Consider the following 15,969-nt stretch of genomic DNA (forward strand, 5'->3'; position numbering starts at 1 on the left):
TCCCTTTATGAAACGTTTTCTTAGCATCGCCATGGCGTTGTGCATCGGCCTGACGATGAGCCTCGACGCCAACGCCAAACGCTTCGGTGGCGGCAAAAGCTCAGGCGCAGCACCAACTCACCAGACCAGCCAAATGGCTCCATCCGCCGGTGCCGGCGGTGCTGCGGCCACCGCAGGCGCCGCCGGTGCTGCAGGCGCTGCCGCCAAGGCCGGCGGTGCTTCGCGCTGGTTGGGCCCTCTTGCCGGCATCGCCGCCGGTGGCCTGCTCGCCTCCATGTTCATGGGCGGCGGCTTCCAGGGTATGCAGATCTTCGACATCCTGATCATGGCGGTCATCGCCTTCCTGGTCTTCCGCTTTATCGCCGCTCGTCGCCGCAAGCAGCAGGAGCACCTGGCTCCAGCCGGCGCGCCAATGCAGCGTGAAGTGTTCGAGCAAAAACCAGCCATGGGTTCGATCTTCGGTGGTTCGGCAGCACCTGCCGCGGCCCGCCCGGTGATCAATGCACCGGCCTGGTTCAACGAAGAACGTTTCGTCGAGGCGGCTCGCAGCCACTTCCAGTCCCTGCAGCAGCACTGGGACGCCAATGAAATGGACAAGATCGCCGAGTTCGTGACCCCGCAACTGCTGGAGTTCCTCAAGCGCGAACGCGCCGAGATTGGCGATGCATTCCAGTCGACTTACATCGACGACCTGCGCGTGCAGCTGGACGGTGTGGATGATCGCGCCGACAAGACCATCGCCACCCTGACCTTCAGCGGTGTGTCGAAGACCTCGCGTTTCGACCAGGGCGAAGTGTTCAGCGAAAGCTGGAACATGGAACGTGCACAGGGCGACAACCAGCCATGGCTGGTCGCCGGTATCCGCCAGAACGGCTGATCCCTGCACGCTTGGTAAACAGATACAAAAAACCCCGGACCTGTCCGGGGTTTTCTATTTCACGGTTGCACTTATAGCGAGCTACTGTATAAAACGCCCCTATAAACCGCGCCATCTAGCAAGAGGATCCCGGCCGTGGAAGAAATCATCGAACAATTGCGTGAAGCCAACGAACCGGTCCCGGTTCCCTTGGAGCTGCCTGACGAAGACCAACTGGTGGAGATCGAGGAACAACTGTTCATCGACATCCCGTTTGTCTTCCGTGAATTCCTGCTGACCGTCAGCGACGTGGTGTACGGCAGCCTGGAGCCGGTGACCGTCACCGACCCGCAGTCCCACACCTACCTGCCGGACGTGGCCGCCAACGCCTGGGATGCCGGTGTCGACCGCAGCCTGATCCCGATCTGCCAGGACGGCGACGACTACTACTGCGTCGAAGAAGACGGCACCGTGGTGCTGTGGTCCGGCGAAGAAGAAATCGTCACCGAAGAAACCTGGGAATCGGTGTGGCACTGGGCGCGGGACGTCTGGCTGGAAAGCTGACAAAGCTCTCTGGCTAACCGGGCTTGCTGTGGCGAGCGGACTTGCCCCGCGTCGGGCTGCGAAGCAGCCCTCCCAAGCCCCTCAATGCTCCGGCGTATCCTTATGGTTATCCAGCGTCTCCAACAAGGCGACCTGCATCCGCGTATGCACGCGGATGAACCACCGCCAGAGCACCGCCGCCACCGCAGCCGTGACCACGGCAATCAGCACCAGCAACTTGTTGGTCGGCAAAATACTGGCCGACAAGGCTGCCAAGAGCAGGAAGATCACCAGCAACGAGAGGATCGGGATCAGTTCCGCGATCACCCTCCGCACCCGCTGGGTATGCCGCCCGGCCATTTCTGGCTTCACGCTCATCTCCGCCAGCAGCATCGACAGCGCCTTGAGCTTGCGATACGCGGCAATCAAGAATGGCAGCGACAACAGCAACGCCCCGCCCCAGATCAACGCCTTCTGCCAGCTTGGATCGCCGATCCAGCCTTCCAGATACCCACCGATGCGCGCCGCGAAAAAGCTGCCGGCAAAGAAGATCGCGATTACCAGCGCCAGGTTCACCCCGACTTGCAGGATGATCTTGCGGATCATCGATGCCAGCATCGCGCCTTCACCTTGAGGCTGGATACTGCGCAGCCATTCGCCGTACATGCCGAAAACCCGGCTTAATCGCTTGGGCATGACCGCTGCGATCTTCAAGGACAGCGGATCGGCGCCGCGAATCAGGTACGGCGTGAGCAGTGTGGTGATGGCCGAAACCGCTACCGCGACGGGGTAGAGGAAATCACTGGTCACCTGCAGCGTCATCCCCAGCGCCGCGATGATGAAGGAAAACTCGCCAATCTGTGACAGCCCCATGCCCACGCGCAGTGAGGTACGGCCATCGTTGCCGGCGATAAACGCGCCCAGGCCGCAGGACAGCATCTTGCCCAACACCACGGCCACGGTGATCACCGCAATCGGCCAGGCGTATTGCAGCAGGATCTGCGGGTCGATCATCAAGCCAATGGCCACAAAGAAGATGGCGCTGAACATGTCGCGAACCGGCTCGATCAGGCGCTCGATCTTAATCAACTGCCGGGATTCGGCCATGATTGCGCCGATCAGAAATGCGCCCAGCACCATGCTGTATTCCAGCTTGACCACCAGCAGGCAGAAACCGAAACACAGGCCCAGTACGGTGATCAGCAACATCTCGTTGCTTTCGAACTTGGCCACATACGCCAGCAAGCGCGGCACCAGCAAAATGCCGATGACCAGCGCGACAATCATGAACAGCGAGAGCTTGCCGACGGTGGAGAACACTTCGCCGGAGCTGACCGTACCGCTGACGGCGATGCTCGACAGCAAGGCGATGATGCCAATACCGAGGATGTCCTCGACGATCAGCACGCCGAAAATCAATTGGGCGAAACGCTGGTTCTTCATCTTCAGGTCATTGAGCGCCTTGACGATGATGGTGGTCGAGGAAATCGCCAGGATCGCGCCGAGGAACAGTGAGTCCATGGTGTTCCAGTCGAACCAGCGGCCGATTTCGTAGCCAATCCAGATCATCAGGATGATTTCCAGGAAGGCCGCGATAAACGCCGTGGCGCCGACCTTGAACAACTTGCGCAGGCTGAACTCCAGGCCCAGGCAGAACATCAGGAAGATCACCCCGAGCTCGGCGAGGGTCTTGATGGTGTCTTCGTCGTGGATCAGGCCGAACGGCGGGGTGTGGGGGCCGATGATGAACCCGGCGACGATGTAGCCCAGCACCACCGGCTGCTTGAGGCGGTGAAACAGGATGGTGACAACCCCTGCCACCAGCATGATCACGGCCAAGTCCTGGATAAAGCTGATGGCGTGCATGGCGAGGGGCTCCTTGAGGGTACTGGCGCTTTTCCCACTTCCGCGCGCGCCTTTGAAATGTCGCAAAGTGCGGAAGGAAAAGTCTGCCTTGATCGTAAGAAATGCCCTGAGATGGGCTTTTGAAGGTTAACACCGCGACTTCCGCCGGAAAGCCGGTGCAATATATGGAAACAGATCGGTTCGCGCGTGACGGCTAGCCGCCAACCGGCGTCCCGTTATGGATGGCCCTGCAAAGATTCCAGCACCCGCAGAGGTGCCCCCCAACCAATGCCTACAACCCGTGAGTGTGCTATGGAACCCGGAAACGCCCAGCTGTCGATGACGGTATTGATGACCCCTGACATGGCCAACTTCTCAGGCAATGTCCACGGTGGCACCCTGCTCAAGTACCTCGACGAAGTGGCCTACGCCTGCGCGAGCCGCTATGCCGGCCGCTATGTGGTCACGCTGTCGGTGGACCAGGTGATCTTTCGCGAGCCGATCCATGTCGGCGAGCTGGTGACCTTCCTCGCGTCGGTCAACTACACCGGCAACACCTCGATGGAGGTGGGCATCAAGGTAGTGACCGAGAACATCCGCGAACGCTCCGTGCGCCATACCAACAGCTGCTTCTTCACCATGGTCGCCGTGGACGACCAGCGCAAACCGGCCGCCGTGCCCCCGCTGCAACCGCAGAACAGCGAGGACAAGCGCCGATTCGTACAGGCTCAGCAGCGTCGACAGATCCGACAGGAACTGGAGAAGCGCTACCAGGAAATCAAGGCAGACGCACTGTAGGCCATTTCCCGCCTTTAGGAGCGAGCAGCTGCGCTCCTACAGCCGCCAGCACTGATCATCGTGGGCACAGACATCAAAGCGCTGGTCCAACTGGCTCATGCGCTCCATATGATGATTCACGATGTCCACCATCACCGCTTTGCTGGTGTTCTTGTAGTACTGCGCCATCAACTTGTCGTTCGCCTTGACGCGCTCGACCACGGCGGCGTCCGTCGGGTTCTGCCATTGCTCCAGGATCGCATCTTCGGTGCCGCTCAGGCGCATGCGGTAAACCCGCTCATACAGCTCGAGGGTACGCGCCTTGCGGCCGGCCATTTCCTGATTTACCCGTGCATAGTTCTCACGGTATTGAGTCCAATAGGCCTCAGGCGGAGTGAACTGGGCGAACCGCGCCTTGCGCTCGGCGATTGCCTCCTCGACGGCTTGCGGGCGCTGCGCCGTGTCAGGCTCCATCAACGTGATGAGTTGCATATGGGTTTCAACGATTGCGTTGATCAACGCAGTTCGGTGTGGCGTATCCGGGATCACCTTGCCGAATATCGGGCTTTTGCCCGCGCACGATGGGATGCCGTTCTCGAATATCGGCTGTGGAATGCGCACGTCCTTGCCATCGGAGCGCGTCAGGCGCTGCAACGAGGTCGTGCAGATGCCCCGCGCCATATCGAAGGTCACTTCGTACTCTTCCCCGGCCTTTGGCGTGATACTCATTGATTTGCCGCAGACATAGCTGCCGCCATTGGTGTTGATCATCAGCATGGTTTCCTTGCCGGGAGCCAGCTTGAACTCCAGCAAGCCCCTGGCCTTGGCCGGAGGGGGCACCGACATGCCGACACGCCGCCGGGTATCGACCAGGAAAATATTATTGAGCATGCCGGTGGTCTGGCCCATGCAATGTTGCGCATCGTAGACGTCGATGGTGGTGTTGGACGTATTGGAGATGAAGCGCAGTTTCGCAGCGTCCGGCTCGGTGGCGTCAGGGTAAGTGCCGTTCACACTGCAACCGCCCAGCAACGACGTCAGCACCAGAGCGGTCAACGCCCGTGGCGAAGGGAATACGGGAGACATGGTTCTTCCTTGAAAAGCACAGGGGACTAAGAGGCGCCCGATAGTACCGGACGCTCTTTGCCTGACTCAATCAGGAATATTCCTACAATCCAATGGGAGTGGCTTCGAAACGCACGCGAGGATGGGCAATACGATCCTGGGCGCGCACCAGCTCCAACTCGTAACTGGCGCAGGCCTGGGTTTCTAACAACACTTCGTGGACCGCTGCAGCGGTGAATTCGAAGGCGGCCAGCAGGCTATCGCCCAACAGAACACGTGCCAGGAACAGCCCCGAGGTCAAATCGCCCACCCCGACCGGCTGACGTGGGAACGCCAGCAGCGGCCGTCGCAGGTGCCAACTGCCTTCGGGGGTCACCAGCAGCATCTCGAAACCGTCCGGCAACTTGCCCGGATAATCCAGGTGTTTGACCAATACGGCCTTCGGCCCACGCGCCAGCAACGCCTTGGCCATGGCCAGGCAATCGAACAGCGATTGCGGCTTGCGCCCGGCAAAGCTGTCCAGTTCCAGTTGGTTGGGGCACAGGAAGTCGGCCATGGCCGCGGCTTCGTCCAGCAGGAAATCGCTGACTTCCTGAGGAACGATGCAGCCTTTTTCCGGATGCCCCATCACCGGGTCGCACAGATACAGGGCCTTGGGGTTGATGGCCTTGATGCGCGCCACGCCAGTCAGGATCGCCCTGCCCTGATCGGCGCTGCCCAGGTAGCCGGACAGAATCGCATCGCAATTGCCCAGCTCGCCGATGGCGGCAATGCCTTCCACCAACGCGGGAATCTGCTGTGGCGCCAACACTTCTCCCGCCCATTGGCCATACTGGGTGTGGTTGGAGAACTGCACCGTGTTCAGCGGCCACACGTTCACCCCAACGCGCTGCATGGGGAACACGGCGGCGCTGTTTCCGGCGTGGCCAAAGACCACATGAGACTGGATCGCAAGCAGATGAGGTGTGCGTTTCATGCGGGAGATTTCCGTAAAACCAATGAAATTCTGGCCGCGCAGTATGCGACTAAACGCAGCCTGTACGACAGACCGGCGACACAGTTAAGCTGCCCTCACTTTGTTGGAGTTTTTCGCATGCTGACCCTGGGAAACATGTTCGTGTTGATGCTACTGGCGACCGGTGCCGCCTGGGTTTGGCACAACCATGGCCTGCGCGAGCGGGCGCTGGAGCGGGTCAAGCAGCATTGCGCCAAGCTCGACATCGAACTGCTGGACGGTGCGGTGGCACTCAAGCGCATCGGTTTTGTAAAGGATGCCAACGGTCGGCGGCGCCTGGCGCGCATCTACAACTTCGAGTTCACCGTGACCGGCGAAACCCGCCATCCGGGGACCATCACCCAGTTCGGTGCCCACAGCGCACAGATCGAACTGGCGCCCTACCCGTTCGAGATCAAGACGCCGTTGCCCAGTGCCGAGGTGATCGAGCTGAGCCAGTGGCGCCAGGACCACGCGTCCAAGAACCGTCACTGACGGCTGGCGGCCAGCGCACGCTGTAACACGTCCACGTCCTGTGGCTCGCTGAAGATCAATTCGATACGCGAATCGCGCCGCCATTCGCTGGGTTGCCAGGTGAGCGGGCCGTTATCCACAGCATTGGCGGACACCCAGCCTTCGGCACTGTGGATAACCAGTTTGACGCGGCGCCAATCAAGGCTTGCAAGCCAGTTATGCAGCCGCTGGGTGTCGAACTGCTGGCTGGGGTGCCAGCGCCAGCCAATGCTCCAGCCGCCCTCTTGAGCCTGGCTCAGGCAAATGGGCTGGTCAGGATCGGTCCAGATGGCCGGCATTTGCGCCAGGCCTTTGGGTACGGCGAAGTTGTCCACAGCCGCAGCAGCCCGCGCGTCAAGGCCAGGTAAATGCGCCAGCGGCAAATACGCCTGGCGGGTCCAGTAAAGCGGGCAGTCGGGTAACTGCCGCTCGATCACCTCGCGCTGCGCTGCATCCAGCGCTTCATCCTTGTTCAATACCAGCAAACCGGCATTCGCCAATGCCTCATGTTGTGCTTGGGGCAAGGGCTTGCCCGCCGCCAACGCTTGCGCATCCAGCACCATCACGCACGGCTGGACGGCCAGCACGTTCTGCCACGGCGCTTCGCGCAACTGCCCGAGCAACTGCGCCGGATGACCCAGGCCCGAGGGCTCGATAAACAGCCGATCAGGCTTGGCCTTACGCAACAAGCGACCCAGGCCGACCTGGAACGGGGCACCATTCACACAACACAGGCAGCCTCCGGCGACTTCGCCGAGGGCAATGCCGTCGTCATCCTGAGTGAGCAAGGCGGCATCCAGGCCGATCTGCCCGAACTCGTTGATCAGCACGGCCCAGCGCTCGTTGGCCGGGCGCTGGGCAAGCAGGTGCTGGATGAGGCTGGTCTTGCCGGCGCCCAGGGGCCCGGCAATCACGTGGGTAGGAATGTTCTGCAACATGAGGGGCATCGTTCGGACCGTGTAGAGCGTCTGATCCTACGCGGTTATGCGAGCCAATCCAGTGTCAGGATCAAGCGGCGCTCGTCGGCCCTCAGTGCGGGTGAACGGTGAATCAGGCCATGGCCTTCATTGCCATGCCATTTGGTGCCCTTGAGCAAGGCGACTTCGCCGCAGTGGATCTGCTCGATACGCTCGGTGGGTTCGGCATCCGGCTGGCTGAGCTTGCGACGGTCCATCACGCCTTCACGCAACCACTGGCTGCCAACCCCAGCGTAGGTGGTGATCAGGCGCACCGGCACGTGGTCGACGTGAAAACGCGGGCACATGGCTTTATCCAACAGACGCAGGCGCACGCCGATACGCTTGGCACCAAGCAGACAGGCGAACGCGCTGACCAGCCACGACACATCGGCGATGAAGCCTTCGTAGCCCTCAAGATCACGACAACTCGACGCCAAACCCTGCAAGTTTGGCTCGGCGTCGTCGTTGTTGAGCTCGATGACCATGGAGTCGGCCAACGGCTCGTTGAGCGCCACCAGCAAGGCGCCGAACTCGGCGATGTGCAGCGGCAGCTGGCGCTGCCACAGCGCCAGGTTGACGCCGTCTTCGAGGATGTCGGACAGCGCCAGCGGGGTGTCACCGCAGGTCTGGCGAATCACGGGACGCAGGGGAATCACCGGGGCCAGCATCAGGCGGCTGCCTCCTCATACCAGGGGCCAAAAGGGTCAGCCAGCAGGCGCCAGCCTTCGACGCCCAGGGCCATTTCTTCATCGGTGAGCAAGCACGCATCCAACTCGGCGCGCATGCGGGTGAAGTCGATGTTCTGGCCGATAAACACCAGCTCCTGGCGGCAGTCGCCAGTGCTCAGTTGCCAGTTGCCCATGATCGCCGCGATGCTCTCTTCATCCTGGGGCCATTGGCTTTTGGGCACAAAACGCCACCAGCGGCCGGCAAACCCATGACGCATCAGGCCACCGGCCTGGGACCAACTGCCCGCATCCTGGTGTTTGCTGGCCAGCCAGAAAAAACCCTTGGAACGCAGCAGTTTGCCGTTGACCCACGGGCGGTCGATAAAGTCGAAAAAGCGCTGCGGATGAAACGGGCGGCGAGCTCGATAAGCGGTGGAGGCAATGCCGTACTCTTCGGTTTCTGGCACATGTTCACCGCGCAATTCCTGCAGCCAGCCCGGCGCCTGGGCGGCGCGCTCGAAGTCGAAACGGCCGGTGTTGAGGATCTTGTTCAGCGGCACCTCCCCCATGACCATCGGGATGATTTCCGCCTGGGCGTTGAGGCGTTCGAGGATTGCCATCAACTCTTCACGTTCGCGACTGCTGATCAGGTCGATCTTGCTGATGAGGATCACGTCAGCGAATTCGATCTGCTCGATCAACAGGTCGGTGATGGAGCGCTCGTCTTCTTCACCGAGGGTTTCACCGCGCGAGGCCAGGCTTTCGGCGGCCTGGTAGTCGAGCAGGAAGTTCATGCCATCGACCACGGTGACCATGGTGTCCAGGCGGGCGATATCGGCCAGGCTTTGCTCGTTTTCATCACGAAAGGTGAAGGTCTCGGCCACCGGCAAGGGCTCGGAGATGCCGGTGGATTCGATCAGCAGGTAATCGAAGCGACCTTCCTTGGCGAGTTTTCCGACTTCTTCCAGCAAGTCCTCGCGCAAGGTGCAGCAGATGCAGCCGTTGCTCATCTCCACCAGTTTTTCTTCGGAGCGGTTGAGGGTGACGTCGCGCTGGACTTCGCTGCCATCGATATTGATTTCGCTCATATCGTTGACGATCACCGCCACCCGCAGATTTTCGCGGTTGCGCAGGACGTAGTTGAGCAGCGTGCTTTTACCGGCGCCGAGAAAGCCGGACAACACAGTAACGGGGAGGCGATTGGGCATCAGGTATTCCTCATCAGGGTTGGCCGGTCAAATCGCCCGTTTATGGCGTTCGCGCAGCTCTTCACGTTCTTTGGCTTCGATACACAGGGTGGCGGTAGGACGCAGCAACAAGCGCTGCAGGCCGATGGGCTCGCCGGTCTCGCGGCACCAGCCGTACTCGCCGCGAGCCAGCAATTCGAGGGCGTCGTCGATCTTGTCCAACAGCTTCTTTTCCCGCTCCAGCAGGCGCAGTTGCCATTGGCGCTGTTCTTCTGCGCTGCCCACATCGGCAGGATCGCTGTTGGTTTCCTGCTCGCGCAGCAGCAGGAATTCGGCGTCGATACGCGCTTGCAGCTCATTGCGTTGCGCCAGCAGCAACTCACGGAAGAAGCCTTGCTGGGCTTCATTCATATAGTCGGCGGGCGGTTGGGCCAGCAGGTCTTGTTCGGTCATGGAGAGCGGTTCACGGGTCAGGCTGTGTTTTAATGTTATAGTATAACAACACAAATAAGCCAATCCCCTCTTGCTCACCACGACGAAGGGCGCAATGCTTGAACACTTCCCTGCCACGAGAAACCTGATGAAATACCTGGTGTGCGCCCTGTTTTTGGCTGCGGCCGGACCTGCCTGCGCCCAGGCCCCCAACCTGTTGGCCCACTGCACGCGCAGCGCCAACCTGCTGGCTTGTGTTGACCCGTTGGGCAATGCCTACAGCGTGGCGACGGTCGGCAGTACCACGTATCTGCGCGGATACGAGGTGATCGGCAAGCGCCACTGGGCACAGACCAACAGCCGCTACGGGCAGCTGACCTTTTTTACCGGGTTGGCGTCGGACGGTGAGGCGTGGGTCGGCTACACGCGGCGCGTGGGCTGGACCACCCTCAACCGGTTTTCCAGTTCGGGTGGTGCCAGCGCAAAATTCACCTGCAGCCGTATAACGGGTTGCTAGACCTGGGCGTTCTTCTGTTCCTGCACCCACGCCATGTAGCTGTTCATCGGTGGGTTCTTCTGGAAATACTTTTTCAAGCCTTCGAACAACCCATCGGCAACCGCTTGTTGATGCCGCGCGGTAACCAGCCGCGCACTGTCACGCGCATTGGAGATAAACCCGGTTTCCACCAGGATCGACGGCACGTCGGGTGACTTGAGCACCGCGAATCCCGCCTGTTCCACGCGTTTCTGATGCAGGCTGGTGATGCCTTCCAGGCTGCCCAGGATCGAGTGGCCCAGTTGCAGGCTGGAGGCGATGGTAGCGTTCATCGACATGTCCAGGATTACCCCGGCCAGCATCGGGTCCTTGTCCTTCAGATTCAGCAGGCTGGTGGCGCCGAGCAAGTCGGCACCGTTTTCCCGTTGCGCCATGAACCGAGCCGTGGCGGACGTCGCGCCGCCTTCGGACAGGGCATACACCGACGCGCCCGAGGCGGTGATGCGTGGTGCCGCGTCCGCGTGCACGGAGATGAACATGTCGGCATTGTGCTTGTGGGCAATCTCCACCCGTTTGCGCAACGGTACGAAGAAATCGTCGTTGCGCACCAACTTCACGTCAAAGCCTTTCTCGCGCTTCAAGCGTTTGGCCAACAGTTGCGCAATGGACAGCACCACGTCTTTTTCGCGCTGGCCCTTGGAGCCGACTGCACCCGGGTCCTTGCCGCCGTGGCCGGGATCCACCACCACGATGATGTCGCGCTTGGGGTGGGCCTTGTCCACGCGCGGCGCAGGTTCAGCGGCCATCTGGCGAGGCACCTGGGTGGCGCTGGTCAGGTCCAGCACCAGGCGATGACCCTGGCCGTCCTGAGGCGGCAATAGAAAGCTGTTGAGCTGCATCGGTGCGACCAGGTCCAGCACGATGCGCGTATCGCCTTTACCAAAATGCCCCGAGCGAATCGAGGTGATGCCGCTGTTCTTCAACGCCAACTGAGAGAAATCACCGCTGAGCCCGGCACCGCTCAAGTCAATGATCAGGCGCTCCGGCGCGCTCAGGGTGAAGGTCTTGTATTGCACCGGGCCGCTGAGGTCGAACACCAACCGCAGCTTGTCGTCCGAGCGCCACAGGCGGGCGTTGCTGATCTGCGTGGCGTGGGCTGCAAATGGCAAGGTGAAAAGAGGGCTGGCCAGAAGCAGGTTAAGAAGCTGACGTCTGTGCATGAAAAGTTACCGCAAAAAGGAGCGTCCCTGCTCGACATGACTGAAAAAAGGCTGGCGCAGAAAAACCATCGTCGACGCAATAGTTATACTATAACATGTCTTTTTATTTCCAATGATGGACCTGCTCATGAATGCGCTGACTCTGCCGGATATCGCCGCGCAGGCTTCACGCCAAGCTTTGCCACTCGACTGGGTAGGCATGTGCGGCATCGCCCTGCCGATCCTCATCGACGGCGAGCGTCTTGCCGCTACTGCCGATGCCGGCGTAAGCCTGGATGATGGCGCCGCCCGTGGCATTCATATGTCACGCCTGTACCTGGCGCTGGAGATGCTCGACCAGCAGCCGCTTACACCTGCACTTCTGCGTAATGTACTGCAGCGTTTTCTCGACAGTCATGAAGGTTTATCTAATAACGCCTACCTGCGTATCCATACCGATCTGCTGCTCAAGCGCTCGGCGCTGGTCAGCCCGTTGGCCGGCTGGAAAGGCTACCCGGTGAGCATCCAGGCGCGCCTGGAAAACCAGATGTTCCACGTGGAACTAAAAATTGACGTTACCTATTCCTCAACCTGCCCGTGCTCCGCAGCCCTCGCCAGGCAATTGATTCAGCAGCAATTTCTTGAAGACTTCGGCAACACCCCGCTGCAGCATGAAGACGTGTTGACCTGGCTAGGCAGCGCCAATGGCATCGTCGCCACACCTCACAGCCAGCGCAGCAGCGCGCAGTTGCTGATCGAGCTGGACGGCGACCAACCCAGCCTGCCCATCACCGAACTGATCGATAACGTCGAAGCCGCCCTCGGCACCGCCGTACAAACCGCTGTAAAACGCGCGGACGAACAAGCCTTCGCCCTGGCCAATGGGCAGAACCTGATGTTCTGCGAAGACGCCGCCCGCCGCCTGAACCTCGTATTGAAACGCTCGGATGCGGTCAACGCCTTCCACCTGAAAGTGATCCACGCCGAAAGCCTGCACGCGCACGATGCCGTGGCGGAAAGCCGCTGGACGAGAAACCCTGCATGATCACCTGCACCGCCTTACGCTGGGGCGCCCCGGGCCAACCGCTGACGCCCGCCCTCGACCTCAATCTGGAAAAAGGCAGCCTCACCGGCATCATCGGCGCCAATGGCACCGGCAAAAGCAGCCTGCTCAAGGTCACATCGCCGGCCTGCAAAAGCCCTTGGCGGGCAAAGTCACGGTGGCGGTTCCACGCCGTGGCGGTCTGTCGTTTCTGCCGCAGCAACAGCACTTGGACCGCCAGTTCCCCATCAGCCTGCAAGAGCTGGTCGCCGCCGGCTTCTGGGGCACCCAGCTCTCCCCGCAACAACGCAGCCAGCGCCTTGAAGCCGTGCTGGAAGACTGGTGCCTCAGCGGCCTGGAACATCGCCCGCTGATGGCTCTCTCCGGCGGCGAGCTGCAACGCGCCCTGCTCGCCCGCATGAGCCTGGCCGAAGCGCCGGTGCTGCTGCTCGATGAACCCCACGCCGCCCTCGATGAAGAAGGCCAGGCGCTGTGCTGGAAACACATCCACGCCTGGCACGATCAAGGCCGTACGCTGATCGTGGTCTGCCATGACCTTGCCTCCGTGCGCCATCACACCCAGCACGTGGTGCAGATCAAGAATACCGGCTGCCTGTTCGGCCCCAGCAAAGAGCTGATCCGCCCACAGCCCCAAATGCAGGTGGCCTGATGCACTTCGCCGCCCACCTGTGGATGCCCTTCCTCGACTTCGTGTTCATGCGTCGTGCGTTGATCGGCGGACTGGTACTTGCCTGCAGCACTGCACCGCTGGGTGTGTTCCTGATCCTGCGACGCATGAGCCTGATCGGTGACGCCGTGGCCCACGGCATCCTGCCCGGCGCCGCACTCGGTTTCTGGTTTGCCGGCCTCAGCCTGCCGGCTCTGACCATCGGCGGCCTCGGCGCCGGCTTGAGCATGGCCGGCCTGTCCGCGTGGATCACCCGTCGCACCGGCCTGCGTGAAGACGCCAGCCTCGCCGCCATCTACCCCATCTCCCTCGCCGCCGGCGTGTTGATCCTCGGCATCGCCGGCAAGCGCCTGGACTTGCTGCATCTGCTGTTCGGCTCGGCCCTGGCGGTGGATGAAACCACCCTCACCGGCATGCTCTGGGTCTCCGGGTTCAGCCTGATCGCCATGGCGGTGATCTACAGACCGTTGCTGCTGGACACTCTCGATCCGCTGTTCCTGCAAACCGTCAGCCGCCTCGGCCCACTGGCCCACGGGTTGTTCCTGACCCTGGTGGTGCTGAACCTAGTGATCGGTTTCCAGGCCATCGGCGCCTTGATGGTGGTGGGCTTGATGATGTTGCCGGCCATCGCTTCACGTTTCTGGAGCCGGCGCCTGCCGGTGTTGATCGCGGTATCGGCGGTGCTGGGAAGCCTGTCGGTGTGGCTGGGTTTGTTGTTGTCGTTCTACTACTCGTTGCCCAGCGGCCCGGCCATCGTGCTGGTGGCGGGTGCCGGGTATCTGCTGTCCGTGGTCTTCGGTCCGGTGCACGGCTTGCTGCGCCGCCCGCCCTCCCTTACATCCCAATGAGGTGTTTCCCGATGCGCGCTTTACTCGTGCTGTTCAGTCTGCTGCTGCCGTTGTCGATGGCCCAGGCCGCCGACAAACTCCAGGTGGTGACCAGTTTCAGTATTCTCGATGACATCACTCACCAGATCGGTGGCGATCACATCCAGATCAGCAACATGGTCGGCCCTGACGCCGACGCCCATACCTACGAACCAACGCCGGACGACGCGAAGGCGCTGCTCAAGGCCAAGCTGATCATCAAGAACGGCCTGGGCTTCGAGCCGTGGCTGGACCGGCTGGTGGCCAGCACTGAAACCAAGGCGACCGTGGTCACCGCCAGCAAAGGCGTGATTTCCCACACCATGGAAGAGGACGGCGAAACGATCCCCGACCCCCACGCCTGGCACAACCTGGCCAACGCCGAAATCTACGTGAACAACATCACCAAGGCGCTGGTCGCCGCCGACCCGGCGAACAAGGCTGACTACCTGCGCAACAGCCAGGCCTACCTGAAAGAAATCTACCGCCTGCTGGCCGAAGCCAAGGCCAAGTTCGGTGCGCTGCCAGCAGGCAACCGCCGCATCGTCACCTCCCATGACGCCTTCGGCTACCTGGGCCAGGCCTACGGCATTGAGTTCCTTGCGCCCCAGGGTCTGTCCACCGAACGTGAACCGTCCGCCGCCGAGGTCGCCGCGCTGATCACCCAGATCCGCAAAGACAAAGTCAAAGCGGTGTTCATGGAAAACATCAAGGACTCGCGCCTGCTCAAGCAGATCGCAGACGAAAGTGGCGCGCAGATCGGCGGCACGCTGTACTCCGACGCCCTCGCCGCGCAAGGTCCGGCCAGCACCTTTACCGGGCTGTTCGAATACAACCTCAACACCTTGTGCGCGGCCCTGGGCAAGCCATGACCCTGAGCATGCTCGATCTGGAAGGGGCTGCCGTGGGCAGCCGCTTTCCACTCGGACAGGTGCTCGACGCCCTGCCCTGGAACAGCGACGGCCTGATCGCCGCCATCGCCCAGCAACACGGCAGCGGTGAAGTGTTGATGTTGGCCTGGATGAACCGCACGGCCCTAAACGAAACCCTGGCCACCGGGCAAGTCTGCTACTGGTCACGCTCGCGTCGGCAGCTATGGCGTAAAGGCGAAAGCTCCGGCCATTGGCAACAATTGGTCGAGGCGCGCCTGGATTGCGACGGCGACGCGGTGTTGCTGATCGTCGACCAGCAGGGCCCGGCCTGCCACACCGGTCGACCGACCTGCTTCTACAACGCTATCGATGGCGACTACGTTCACATCATCACGGAGCCCTCAGCATGATCCGCAAGAACCCATCCGGCGATCTTCCCGTCATTGCCGAATCAGCCTACGTCGACAAGACCGCAATCATCTGCGGCAAGGTCATCATCGGCGAGAACGTCTTCGTCGGCCCCTACGCGGTGATCCGCGCCGATGAAGTCGACGCCAGTGGGGACATGGACCCGATCACCATCGGCGCCAACTCCAACATCCAGGACGGCGTGGTTATCCACTCCAAATCCGGCGCGGCGGTGACCATCGGCGAGTTCACTTCCATCGCCCACCGCTCCATCGTCCACGGCCCCTGCAGCGTCGGCGACCGTGTGTTCATCGGCTTCAACAGTGTGCTGTTCAACTGCGCCGTGGGTGATGGCTGCGTGGTGCGTCACAACTCGGTGGTCGACGGTCGCGATTTGCCCGCCGCCTTCTACGTGCCCTCCACCACCCGCATCGGGCCTGCCACCGACCTGTCGCAATTCCCGCCGGTCAGCGTGAGCGCCTCGGAGTTTTCCGAAGACGTGGCGCGTACCAACGTCGATCTGGTGCGTGGCTACAAAGCCCTGCAAAACGAGTTCTGA

The 15,969-nt window shown here is 61.4% G+C and carries 18 protein-coding genes and 1 pseudogene; 11 read left to right on the forward strand and 8 right to left on the reverse strand.

Features of this window, described 5'->3' with window-relative positions; translation table 11 throughout:
- Positions 1-7 precede the first annotated feature (7 nt).
- Both K5K89_RS00630 and K5K89_RS00635 read left to right on the forward strand, forming a co-directional pair.
- A complete protein-coding gene (locus K5K89_RS00630; protein ID WP_071490847.1) occupies positions 8-877 on the forward strand; it encodes a Tim44 domain-containing protein in 870 nt (289 codons plus the stop codon).
- Positions 878-1,012: 135 nt separating this feature from the next.
- Positions 1,013-1,420, forward strand: coding sequence for an SMI1/KNR4 family protein (locus tag K5K89_RS00635; RefSeq protein WP_028618538.1), 408 nt, complete (start codon positions 1,013-1,015; stop codon positions 1,418-1,420).
- 81 nt (positions 1,421-1,501) lie between these two features.
- Here the strand turns inward: K5K89_RS00635 and K5K89_RS00640 are convergent, their stop codons facing one another.
- Positions 1,502-3,265, reverse strand: a complete 1,764-nt coding sequence (locus K5K89_RS00640; protein WP_093514228.1) for a cation:proton antiporter — start codon at positions 3,263-3,265, stop codon at positions 1,502-1,504.
- A 291-nt stretch (positions 3,266-3,556) separates the two neighbouring features.
- On the opposite strand from K5K89_RS00640, the gene K5K89_RS00645 reads away from it, so the two are divergent.
- A complete protein-coding gene (locus tag K5K89_RS00645; RefSeq protein ID WP_033897247.1) occupies positions 3,557-4,042 on the forward strand; it encodes an acyl-CoA thioesterase in 486 nt (161 codons plus the stop codon).
- Between the two features lie 36 nt (positions 4,043-4,078).
- On the opposite strand, the gene K5K89_RS00650 is transcribed toward K5K89_RS00645, so the two are convergent.
- Positions 4,079-5,107 (reverse strand): hypothetical protein, encoded by a 1,029-nt coding sequence (locus K5K89_RS00650; RefSeq protein ID WP_071490849.1) that lies wholly within the window; start codon positions 5,105-5,107, stop codon positions 4,079-4,081.
- Positions 5,108-5,189: 82 nt separating this feature from the next.
- Positions 5,190-6,062: a pyridoxal kinase PdxY gene (gene pdxY / locus K5K89_RS00655; protein WP_071490850.1), complete on the reverse strand. Its 873-nt coding sequence runs from the start codon at positions 6,060-6,062 to the stop codon at positions 5,190-5,192.
- Positions 6,063-6,179: 117 nt separating this feature from the next.
- Here pdxY and K5K89_RS00660 point away from each other — a divergent pair, with 117 nt between their 5' ends.
- The gene (locus tag K5K89_RS00660; RefSeq protein WP_058424321.1) at positions 6,180-6,575 is read left to right on the forward strand and encodes a DUF3301 domain-containing protein; all 396 of its coding nucleotides are present in this window, start codon (positions 6,180-6,182) and stop codon (positions 6,573-6,575) included.
- Here the strand turns inward: K5K89_RS00660 and K5K89_RS00665 are convergent.
- From K5K89_RS00665 to dksA, 4 genes are read right to left on the reverse strand one after another with little or no spacing between them, the layout of a single operon-like run.
- Positions 6,569-7,531 (reverse strand): CobW family GTP-binding protein, encoded by a 963-nt coding sequence (locus tag K5K89_RS00665; RefSeq protein WP_222540675.1) that lies wholly within the window; start codon positions 7,529-7,531, stop codon positions 6,569-6,571. The genes K5K89_RS00660 and K5K89_RS00665 overlap by 7 nt on opposite strands.
- A 44-nt stretch (positions 7,532-7,575) precedes the next feature.
- Positions 7,576-8,220: a DUF1826 domain-containing protein gene (locus K5K89_RS00670; RefSeq protein ID WP_071490852.1), complete on the reverse strand. Its 645-nt coding sequence runs from the start codon at positions 8,218-8,220 to the stop codon at positions 7,576-7,578.
- Positions 8,220-9,428 carry a zinc metallochaperone GTPase ZigA gene (gene zigA, locus K5K89_RS00675; RefSeq protein WP_222540676.1) on the reverse strand — a complete coding sequence of 403 codons (1,209 nt, stop codon included), beginning with the start codon at positions 9,426-9,428 and terminating at the stop codon, positions 8,220-8,222. Before zigA ends, K5K89_RS00670 begins: the two co-directional genes overlap by 1 nt.
- A gap of 27 nt (positions 9,429-9,455) precedes the next feature.
- On the reverse strand, positions 9,456-9,860 hold the full coding sequence (dksA, locus tag K5K89_RS00680; protein WP_058424325.1) for an RNA polymerase-binding protein DksA: 405 nt from the start codon (positions 9,858-9,860) through the stop codon (positions 9,456-9,458).
- 127 nt (positions 9,861-9,987) lie between these two features.
- Here dksA and K5K89_RS00685 point away from each other — a divergent pair, with 127 nt between their 5' ends.
- Positions 9,988-10,356: a glutamine synthetase gene (locus K5K89_RS00685; RefSeq protein WP_071490854.1), complete on the forward strand. Its 369-nt coding sequence runs from the start codon at positions 9,988-9,990 to the stop codon at positions 10,354-10,356.
- Here the strand turns inward: K5K89_RS00685 and K5K89_RS00690 are convergent.
- Positions 10,353-11,555, reverse strand: coding sequence for an N-acetylmuramoyl-L-alanine amidase (locus K5K89_RS00690; protein ID WP_092241559.1), 1,203 nt, complete (start codon positions 11,553-11,555; stop codon positions 10,353-10,355). The two genes, K5K89_RS00685 and K5K89_RS00690, sit on opposite strands and share 4 nt — an antisense overlap.
- A gap of 127 nt (positions 11,556-11,682) precedes the next feature.
- On the opposite strand from K5K89_RS00690, the gene folE2 reads away from it, so the two are divergent.
- From folE2 to K5K89_RS00720, 6 genes and pseudogenes are all read left to right on the forward strand, one after another.
- Entirely contained in the window at positions 11,683-12,579 is an 897-nt protein-coding gene (gene folE2, locus K5K89_RS00695; RefSeq protein WP_222540677.1) for a GTP cyclohydrolase FolE2, read from the forward strand.
- Positions 12,576-13,246 (forward strand): annotated as a pseudogene (locus tag K5K89_RS00700) (metal ABC transporter ATP-binding protein). Before folE2 ends, K5K89_RS00700 begins: the two are co-directional and overlap by 4 nt.
- The gene (locus tag K5K89_RS00705) at positions 13,246-14,112 is read left to right on the forward strand and encodes a metal ABC transporter permease (protein WP_071490858.1); all 867 of its coding nucleotides are present in this window, start codon (positions 13,246-13,248) and stop codon (positions 14,110-14,112) included. Before K5K89_RS00700 ends, K5K89_RS00705 begins: the two are co-directional and overlap by 1 nt.
- Positions 14,113-14,123: 11 nt before the next feature.
- Positions 14,124-15,002, forward strand: a complete 879-nt coding sequence (locus tag K5K89_RS00710) for a metal ABC transporter substrate-binding protein (RefSeq protein WP_071490859.1) — start codon at positions 14,124-14,126, stop codon at positions 15,000-15,002.
- Positions 14,999-15,412, forward strand: a complete 414-nt coding sequence (gene hisI / locus K5K89_RS00715) for a phosphoribosyl-AMP cyclohydrolase (RefSeq protein ID WP_222540678.1) — start codon at positions 14,999-15,001, stop codon at positions 15,410-15,412. The genes K5K89_RS00710 and hisI overlap by 4 nt, the downstream gene beginning before the upstream one ends.
- Entirely contained in the window at positions 15,409-15,969 is a 561-nt protein-coding gene (locus K5K89_RS00720) for a DapH/DapD/GlmU-related protein (protein ID WP_071490861.1), read from the forward strand. The genes hisI and K5K89_RS00720 overlap by 4 nt, the downstream gene beginning before the upstream one ends.

Source organism: Pseudomonas sp. DR208, from assembly GCF_019823005.1.
Classification (GTDB): Bacteria; Pseudomonadota; Gammaproteobacteria; order Pseudomonadales; family Pseudomonadaceae; genus Aquipseudomonas; species Aquipseudomonas extremorientalis.

What these genes read in the sequence shown, in the direction of transcription:
- zigA (WP_222540676.1), bottom strand. Translation starts at nt 9,428, where the DNA reads ATGCCCAATCGCCTCCCCGTTACTGTGTTGTCCGGCTTTCTCGGCGCC.
- K5K89_RS00690 (WP_092241559.1), bottom strand. Translation starts at nt 11,555, where the DNA reads ATGCACAGACGTCAGCTTCTTAACCTGCTTCTGGCCAGCCCTCTTTTC.
- hisI (WP_222540678.1), top strand. Translation starts at nt 14,999, where the DNA reads ATGACCCTGAGCATGCTCGATCTGGAAGGGGCTGCCGTGGGCAGCCGC.
- K5K89_RS00650 (WP_071490849.1), bottom strand. Translation starts at nt 5,107, where the DNA reads ATGTCTCCCGTATTCCCTTCGCCACGGGCGTTGACCGCTCTGGTGCTG.
- K5K89_RS00665 (WP_222540675.1), bottom strand. Translation starts at nt 7,531, where the DNA reads ATGTTGCAGAACATTCCTACCCACGTGATTGCCGGGCCCCTGGGCGCC.
- K5K89_RS00630 (WP_071490847.1), top strand. Translation starts at nt 8, where the DNA reads ATGAAACGTTTTCTTAGCATCGCCATGGCGTTGTGCATCGGCCTGACG.
- K5K89_RS00685 (WP_071490854.1), top strand. Translation starts at nt 9,988, where the DNA reads ATGAAATACCTGGTGTGCGCCCTGTTTTTGGCTGCGGCCGGACCTGCC.
- K5K89_RS00710 (WP_071490859.1), top strand. Translation starts at nt 14,124, where the DNA reads ATGCGCGCTTTACTCGTGCTGTTCAGTCTGCTGCTGCCGTTGTCGATG.
- K5K89_RS00705 (WP_071490858.1), top strand. Translation starts at nt 13,246, where the DNA reads ATGCACTTCGCCGCCCACCTGTGGATGCCCTTCCTCGACTTCGTGTTC.
- K5K89_RS00645 (WP_033897247.1), top strand. Translation starts at nt 3,557, where the DNA reads ATGGAACCCGGAAACGCCCAGCTGTCGATGACGGTATTGATGACCCCT.
- K5K89_RS00660 (WP_058424321.1), top strand. Translation starts at nt 6,180, where the DNA reads ATGCTGACCCTGGGAAACATGTTCGTGTTGATGCTACTGGCGACCGGT.
- pdxY (WP_071490850.1), bottom strand. Translation starts at nt 6,062, where the DNA reads ATGAAACGCACACCTCATCTGCTTGCGATCCAGTCTCATGTGGTCTTT.
- K5K89_RS00640 (WP_093514228.1), bottom strand. Translation starts at nt 3,265, where the DNA reads ATGCACGCCATCAGCTTTATCCAGGACTTGGCCGTGATCATGCTGGTG.
- K5K89_RS00670 (WP_071490852.1), bottom strand. Translation starts at nt 8,220, where the DNA reads ATGCTGGCCCCGGTGATTCCCCTGCGTCCCGTGATTCGCCAGACCTGC.
- K5K89_RS00720 (WP_071490861.1), top strand. Translation starts at nt 15,409, where the DNA reads ATGATCCGCAAGAACCCATCCGGCGATCTTCCCGTCATTGCCGAATCA.
- dksA (WP_058424325.1), bottom strand. Translation starts at nt 9,860, where the DNA reads ATGACCGAACAAGACCTGCTGGCCCAACCGCCCGCCGACTATATGAAT.
- folE2 (WP_222540677.1), top strand. Translation starts at nt 11,683, where the DNA reads ATGAATGCGCTGACTCTGCCGGATATCGCCGCGCAGGCTTCACGCCAA.